Raw genomic sequence first — 7003 nt, forward strand, 5'->3', positions numbered from 1 at the left:
ATCGTCAACCACGCCGAGCCGCTGGACTACCTGCAGTACACCAACCCGCAGTACTACTGGGGCTACGACAGCGCCGCCTTCCGCGAGCTGGCCAACAAGCACGCCTCCACCACCAACGCGAAAGACAAGCAAAAGCTCTTCGCCGACCTGCAGCGCCAGCTGGCCACCGATGCGGTCAACGTGTACCTGTTCAATCCGCAGAACGTGGCGGTGTCGAAGAAGGCGCTCAAGGGCGTGTGGCCCAACTCCCCCATCTTCGCCAACGACCTGGCCAGCTGGCGGTGGCAATGACGGCGCTGCATGAACTGGGCGCGGCGGCGCTGGCCGCGCTGTACCGCAGCGGGCAGGCCTCACCCGTGGAAGCCACGCGGGCGGTGCTGGACCACATCCAGCGCTGGGAGCCGCAGCTCAAGGCCTTGTACGCGCACGACCCCGAAGTGGCGCTGCAGATGGCGCGCGAGAGCGAGCAGCGCTGGCGCAGCGGCCAGCCGCTGTCGGCGCTGGACGGCGTGCCCTGCACCATCAAGGAAAACATCGCCACCCGCGGCGTGCCGCAGCCGATGGGCAGCGCCGCCACCGAGCTGAAGCCCGCCGCTGCCGACGCCCCGCCGGCCGCCCGCCTGCGCGAGGCCGGCTGCGTGTTCCTGGGCAAGACCACAATGCCCGACTGGGGCATGTTGTCGTCGGGCCTGTCGAGCTTTCATCCGCTCACCCGCAACCCCTGGGACCTGCGGCTGAACCCGGGCGGCTCTTCAGCCGGTGCCGGCGCGGCGGCTGCTGCGGGCTACGGGCCGCTGCACATCGGCACCGACATCGGCGGCTCCATCCGCCTGCCGGCGGGCTGGTGCGGCGTGGTGGGCTTCAAGCCCAGCCTGGGGCGTGTGCCGATCAACCCGCCTTATGCCGGCCGCGTGGCCGGCCCGATGACCCGCAGCGTGGAAGACGCCGCGCTGATGATGGCCGCGCTGGCCCGGCCCGACTGGCGCGATGCGATGAGCCTGCCCGCGCAGTCCATCGCCTGGCAGCAGCTCGACTTGTCTATACAAGGCAAGCGCATCGGCCTGATGATGGATGCCGGCTGGGGCGATGCGGTGCAGCCCGAAGTGGCCGCCGCGGTGCAGGCCGCGGCGCGTGTGTTCGAGCAGGCGCGCGCGGTGGTGGAGCCGCTGGCGCCCATCAGCACCCGCGCGATGGTCGATGGGCTGGACGGCTTCTGGCGCATGCGCTCATGGCTCGACTACCAGGCCCTGCCGCCCGAGCGCCAGCGCCTGGTGCTGCCCTACATCCGCGCCTGGGTGGAAGGCGGCGCCGGCCTCACCGGGCCGCAGGTGTTCCATGGCTACAGCCAGATGGGCGCGCTGCGCGATGCGGCCGTGGCCGCCTGCCAGCCGTATGACTTCGTGCTGTCGCCGGTGAGCCCGATGCCGGCTTTTCCGGCCGAGCAGGCCAGCCCGCTGAACGACCCGGCGCGGCCTTTCGAGCACATCGCCTTCACGCTGCCCTACAACATGAGCGAGCAGCCGGCGCTGTCCATCAACTGCGGCTACACCGCTGGCGGGCTGCCCATCGGGCTGCAGATCGCCGGCCGCCGCCACGACGACCTGGGCGTGTTGCAGGCCGCGCGCTGGTACGAGCAGCAGCGCGGCGCACAACGGCCCTGGCCGCATCCACCGGGGGCTTGATTCCATGCCGTTGCACGACGATCGAGGCTTGTTGACCGGTACGTCGTCGCAGCCGGCACTGGCGGCGGCGCAGCAGGCGCTGTGGCGCATGATGAGCTTCTACGACGCGCCGCTGGCCGACCTGGACGAGGCCATCGCCCACGACTCCGCCTGGCTGTTGCCGCGGTTGATGAAGGCCGGCTACCTGCTGAGCCTGACCGAACCCGGCATGGCGGCCGAAGCGGCCCAGCTGCTGGATGACGCCGCTGCGCTGGAAGCGGACGCCCCGCCGCGCGAACGTGCCCATGCCGCCGCCGTGCGCATGCTGCTGGAAGGCCGCTGGCAGGCCGCCTGCAAGGCCTGGGACGAGCTGCTGCTGGCCCACCCGCGCGATGCGCTGGCGCTGCAGTGGGCGCACCTGTGGGACTTCTACCGCGGCGATGCGCTCAACCTGCGCCAGCGCGTGGCCCGTGCCCTGCCCGAATGGGACGAGCATGACCCGCTGTACCCGCAGGTGCTGGCGCTGCATGCCTTCGGCCTGGAAGAGTGCCACCTGTACCCGCAGGCCGAAGAAGCCGGCCGCCGCGCGCTGGCACTCGACCCGCGCACGCCCTGGGCCGTGCACGCGGTGGCCCATGTGATGGAGATGCAGGGCCGCTTCGACGATGGCGCCGCCTGGCTGCGCCAGCAGCAGCCGCAATGGGCAGAAGGCAACGGCTTCGCCGGTCACCTGTGGTGGCATGCGGCCCTCTTCAGGCTGGAAGCGCTGGACCTGGCCGGCGCGCTGCGCCTGGTGGACGCACACCTGGCCGGCGATGCGCTGCAGATCACGCTGCAGCGGCTGGACGCCGCTTCACTGCTGTGGCGCCTGCAGCTGCTGGGCGCCGAGCTGGGCCCCCGCTGGCAGGCGCTGGCCGAAGGCTGGCCCACCGCTGACGGCGCCGCCGGTCACTACGCCTTCAACGACGTGCATGCGGTGATGGCCCTTCTGGGCGCGGGTGAAGTGGGCCGCGCCGAAGCCTGGCTGGCCCGCTGCGCCGAGCGGGCGCTGTCGGCCGAAGACGCGCGCCGCAGCAACCACACGATGGCGCGCGAAATCGGCCTGCCGCTGATGCGCGCGCTGCTCGCCCACACCCGCGGCGACGCGGCCGGCGCCGCGCTGGCGCTGTATGCGCTGCGCGAAGGCGCGGCCCGCTTCGGCGGCAGCCATGCGCAGCGCGACCTGATCGACCTGAGCCTGCTGGCCGCCGCCGCCGATGCACCGGGCGGCGAGCAGAGCGAGGCCCGCGCCATCGGCCGCGCGGTGCTGCATGAACGCCTGCTGGCCAAGGCCCCCACGCCGATGACGCGCCACTGGGCCGGCCGGCTGGGCCTGTCGGAACGCGCGCTGCGCCGCCTGGCCTGACAAGGGGCCAATCCATGAAGCCGCAGCCCCCCAAGCCCACCCAGGCCGAGCGCGAGGCCGAACTGCGCAGCCTCGACGAGCGCATCGGCGAAGCCCTGCGTGCCGACAGCGCCGAGCTGCGCGCCAGCCCCGCCTGGGGCAAGCCGCTGCCCGACACCGGCGACGCCCAGGTGCCGCAGGAGCTGCGCATGGCCTTCAAGCTGCTCAAGAACTCGGGCAACGTGCCCACCGAAGTGGGCCTGATGCAAGAGCTTCAGGCCTGGCGTGACGAGCTGACACGCCTGCCGCCCGGCGGCCCGGAGGCCGAGGCTCTGCGCCGCCGCATCGCCGAGCGGCAACTACTGATCCAGGTGCGCATCGAGCGGCTGGCGCGGACGCGGAGTTTGTAGGGGCGCCTTCTGGCCACGGAGGCACCGTCGCTCACCCGGCGCGATGGCGGCCTCCTTCAAAACAACGATGCGGATCCTCGACGGCTTGGGCAAGCTCTCGCCGGGGCGCCAGTGGCAGTGCCATTCGTTGAATGGCGGGCGGTCCCTGCTGTCTTCACCGGGACTCACTCACATGATTCGACTCTGGCGTCTGACCTCAACCGCGATGGCGTGTGCCGCGCTGGGGGGTGTTGCCCAAGCCTCCGTGATTCCGACGCTGCACGATCGAGGCGGCGGCCTTGTCTATGACGAGGTCCTCAACGTCACCTGGCTGCAGGACGCCAAGTTCGCCAGGACCAGCGGGGCCGATGCGGACGGCCTGATGACCTGGCAGCAGGCCGTGACCTGGGCGGCTGAACTGAGCTACTTCGACAGCGTGCGCGGCGTCACCTACAGCGATTGGCGTTTGCCAACGGTGGCGCCCGTCAACGGCAGCACGTTCAACCTGGCCAGCCCGGTCTACGATGGCAGCAGCGACCTGGGCTACAACATCTCGGCGCCGGGGTCCAAGCACCCCGGCAGCACGGCCAGTGAACTGGCCCATCTGTTCTACAACGGGCTTTTCAACGTCGCCAACGAGTCGCAGAGCTTGCCCCTGAACACCACGCCTTTCGTCAACCTCAGCGGTGGCCGGCCATTGGTCTACTGGTCAGGCACTTCTACCAGCGTGTTTGGCGAGGCGGGTGCGTTCGCCTTCCGGTTCTATGACGGCTTGCAAGTGCAAGTCATCACGGACGTGCCGCCTGCCGGCAATGCAGAGGTGGTGCAGTTCTATGCGCTCGCCGTACGCGACGGCGATGTGGCGGCGGTGCCGGAACCCCAGGTGATGGCGCTCTGGCTCGCCGGGCTTTGCATGCTCAGGTTGGTTGCGGGTCGGCGCACCTGAAGGTCAGCCTGCCTGCCTAACCACCAGGTTGCACGCGCGATTCAGCCTCACTGGGCGGAGCGGCGCTTGTGCTGCTTGAGCCAGTCTTGCAGCGCATCGTCCATGCGCGACTGCCACCCGTCACCGGTTGCGCGAAAGCGTTCCAACACGTCGCGAGACAGGCGAATGGTGATCCGCTCCTTGGTAGGCGCCTTCTGCCGTCCGCGAACACCGAGCTTTCGTTGCAGCGCGGCGGGCAAGGAAGAGACCGGCGCGAAGTTCGGGATGTCCTGCGATTTCAGCTCACGCACCTCGCCGTCAGGGCGAGTCAGTGGAACGCGCTTGGTCATAACGCTTTACCTCTCTGGGGTTGGCCTTGCGGAAGCTGATCACTCGAATGCCGTCGCTGGTTTCCGTGAAGCAGAGAACATGGACTCGATCTCCGAGAAGGCCCAGAGCAACAAACCTTGTCTCCGGGTGGTCCTTCCGGTCATCGACGGCGAACACAGCGGAGTCGAAGTTGAAGTGGGCAACTGTGTCAAAGCTCAGTCCGCGAAGACGGACGTTGCGATCGTTCTTCGCAGGGTCGTAGGTGATCCGCACAGCATAGATTGTATGTACAAAAAACTGTGCCCCAGCCTTGGCCCGCCCGCGTGATTCATGATCACACCGCCGGCATCGCCGGCTGCTCCACCGCAAACACCTTCTGCACCGCCGGCCGCGCCAGCATGCGCTGCAGGTAGGCGCCCAGCTGCGGCAGGCTGCGGGCGGGGCGGGCGAAGCCGCGGGTCCAGCGGCACAGCACGAAGGCCAGCGCATCGGCGGCGCTGTAGTCGGTGCCCAGCAGCCACGGCCCCTGGTGCGTGGCCAGTTGGGCGTCCAGCTGGTCGAGCATGCGGCCGATGGCGGCTTCGGCATGGGCCTTGACCGCGGCGGCGCCGGTCGCGTCGTCGGCCATGCGGTCGGGGTAGAAGTAGTGAATGAGCATGGCCTGCAGCGTGTTGCTGAGCCACAGCATCCACTTGTAGTACTGGGCCCGCTCCGGCGTGCCCACGCCGGGCGCCAGCACCGCCTCGGGGTGCGTGTCGGCCAGGTGCAGCAGGATGGCCGCCGTCTCGTACAGCACCTGGTCGCCGTCTTCCAGCACCGGAATCAGCCCGTTCGGGTTGAGCTTCAGGTACGCGGCCGACTTGTGCGCGGCGGCCTCGCGGTCCACCCGCACCAGCTCGAAGGGCACGCCCAGTTCCTGCAGCAGGATATGGGGCGCCATGCTGGCATTGCCGGGGTAGTAGTGCAGGCGAATCATGGACATCGGCTCCAACGCACCGGGCCACACGCCGGCGGGCCGCAAGGTTAGCCGGTGTTCACGGCGCTGATGCGGGCATGGGGGCGCGGAACGCGTCGGGACAATTTGGACTCCCTCCCACGCCACCCCGCTGGATGACCCCGCCCGCCATGAACCGCCTTGCCCTGCGCCTCAGCCAACACCCCGCCGCCGGCTCCTTTGCGCTGGGCGCGCTGCTGGGCAGCGTCGCCGGCCTGATGCTGCGCCAAGGCATCGGCGGGGTCGCCGGGCTGGTGATGGCGCTGCTGCTGGTGGCCTGCGGTACGGCCTCGGGCATCTGCCTGCAGCTGCACCGCCGGCCACTGCCGGCCGGCGCGGTGCGGCGGCAGGCCATCAGGGCCTGGGGCGTGGCGGTGGGGTTGGGGGTGGTGGCGGGGTTGGCCGCGGTGGGCGCTGTGGTGCGCTGACGGCCTGGCCACCTCGACGCCCGTTCGCCCCCTGGGCTACGGGCGCCGTCAAGAAACGGCCCCTGACGCTCGCGCGCGCTGCGTGGCGAACCCGCGTCAACCTTGCTCACGCCCGTCGGCGTGTTGTTCAAGCGCCGATGAGGGTGTGGACTCGGTCACGCCATGGGCTCCGGTGCCGGCGTCAGCTGACGAGTCGTCAATTTATCACTTAATATTAGAAGTAATAAATGTTGCACGAATTGAACGTGCCTTGTCGCGCCTTTCGCCTCGATTGAAAGTGAGTAGCCCTGCGGCACGCCTCGTCTTATCTGTCACCACCAACGGAGGAAGGCATGAAAAAAGGTATCGGGCGCAGGGCCGTTTTGCGCGGGGGGGCTGCAGTGGCATTGGCAGGTGGTTTGGCGACCACCCAACCGGTGCGTTCCAGCGTTTCGCTGTTGCCGCGTTATTTGCAGGAATTGCCCAGGCCGGGCATTGTCACGGGCAACCTCACTTTGCCCGCCGCCGAGGGCTGGCACCGGTTTCATCCCTGGCTGCCCTTGACACGCACCTGGGGCTACGGCGGCGTGCCCTATGGAGGCCCGGTGGTCGAGGCCATGGCCGGCACGCCACAAACCATCCGCTTTGCCAATTCGCTCGGGCCTCACCCGTTGGCCGACAACATCAGCACGGCCGTGCACGGCGCCCGGGCCACGGATGCCACGGCGCCGCGCACCACGGTGCACATGCATGGTGCCGTGGTGGCTGCATCGTCCGACGGCCATCCTGAAGATGTGTTTTTTCCAGGGCAAACCAAGGCTTATCAGTACACGCACCGGCAAGAGGCTTGCCATTTGTGGTTCCACGATCACTCATTGGGTTTGACCCGGCTGAACGTGTACGCGGGTTTGGC

The 7003-nt window shown here is 69.0% G+C and carries 9 protein-coding genes and 1 pseudogene; 7 read left to right on the top strand and 3 right to left on the bottom strand.

The window, feature by feature from the left end; translation table 11 throughout:
* From ABNT58_RS09405 to ABNT58_RS09425, 5 genes and pseudogenes are all read left to right on the top strand, one after another.
* A pseudogene (locus ABNT58_RS09405) lies at positions 1-291 on the top strand (ABC transporter substrate-binding protein); the annotation flags it as partial.
* Positions 288-1682, top strand: coding sequence for an amidase (locus tag ABNT58_RS09410; RefSeq protein ID WP_348753227.1), 1395 nt, complete (start codon positions 288-290; stop codon positions 1680-1682). The pseudogene ABNT58_RS09405 and the gene ABNT58_RS09410, both read left to right, overlap by 4 nt.
* A gap of 28 nt (positions 1683-1710) precedes the next feature.
* Positions 1711-3066, top strand: a complete 1356-nt coding sequence (locus ABNT58_RS09415) for a tetratricopeptide repeat protein (RefSeq protein WP_348753228.1) — start codon at positions 1711-1713, stop codon at positions 3064-3066.
* 14 nt (positions 3067-3080) lie between these two features.
* Complete coding sequence (locus ABNT58_RS09420; RefSeq protein ID WP_348753229.1) at positions 3081-3455, top strand: DnaJ family domain-containing protein; 375 nt, start codon at positions 3081-3083, stop codon at positions 3453-3455.
* 43 nt (positions 3456-3498) lie between these two features.
* The gene (locus ABNT58_RS09425; RefSeq protein ID WP_348753230.1) at positions 3499-4380 is read left to right on the top strand and encodes a hypothetical protein; all 882 of its coding nucleotides are present in this window, start codon (positions 3499-3501) and stop codon (positions 4378-4380) included.
* 47 nt (positions 4381-4427) lie between these two features.
* On the opposite strand, the gene ABNT58_RS09430 is transcribed toward ABNT58_RS09425, so the two are convergent.
* The 3 genes from ABNT58_RS09430 to ABNT58_RS09440 all read right to left on the bottom strand — a co-directional run bounded on the left by ABNT58_RS09430 (position 4428) and on the right by ABNT58_RS09440 (position 5665).
* Positions 4428-4709, bottom strand: a complete 282-nt coding sequence (locus tag ABNT58_RS09430; protein ID WP_348753231.1) for a BrnA antitoxin family protein — start codon at positions 4707-4709, stop codon at positions 4428-4430.
* A complete protein-coding gene (locus ABNT58_RS09435; RefSeq protein ID WP_348753232.1) occupies positions 4678-4962 on the bottom strand; it encodes a BrnT family toxin in 285 nt (94 codons plus the stop codon). The genes ABNT58_RS09430 and ABNT58_RS09435 overlap by 32 nt, the downstream gene beginning before the upstream one ends.
* 61 nt (positions 4963-5023) lie before the next feature.
* Positions 5024-5665 (bottom strand): glutathione S-transferase family protein, encoded by a 642-nt coding sequence (locus ABNT58_RS09440; protein ID WP_348753235.1) that lies wholly within the window; start codon positions 5663-5665, stop codon positions 5024-5026.
* 149 nt (positions 5666-5814) lie between these two features.
* Here ABNT58_RS09440 and ABNT58_RS09445 point away from each other — a divergent pair, with 149 nt between their 5' ends.
* Both ABNT58_RS09445 and ABNT58_RS09450 read left to right on the top strand, forming a co-directional pair.
* Positions 5815-6111 (top strand): hypothetical protein, encoded by a 297-nt coding sequence (locus tag ABNT58_RS09445; RefSeq protein WP_348753233.1) that lies wholly within the window; start codon positions 5815-5817, stop codon positions 6109-6111.
* Positions 6112-6443: 332 nt separating this feature from the next.
* Positions 6444-7003: multicopper oxidase domain-containing protein (locus tag ABNT58_RS09450; protein ID WP_348753234.1), on the top strand; the 560-nt coding region annotated here is incomplete at its 3' end.

Origin of the sequence: uncultured Aquincola sp. (genome assembly GCF_964001545.1) — a bacterium.
In the GTDB taxonomy this organism is placed as follows: domain Bacteria; phylum Pseudomonadota; class Gammaproteobacteria; order Burkholderiales; family Burkholderiaceae_C; genus Aquincola.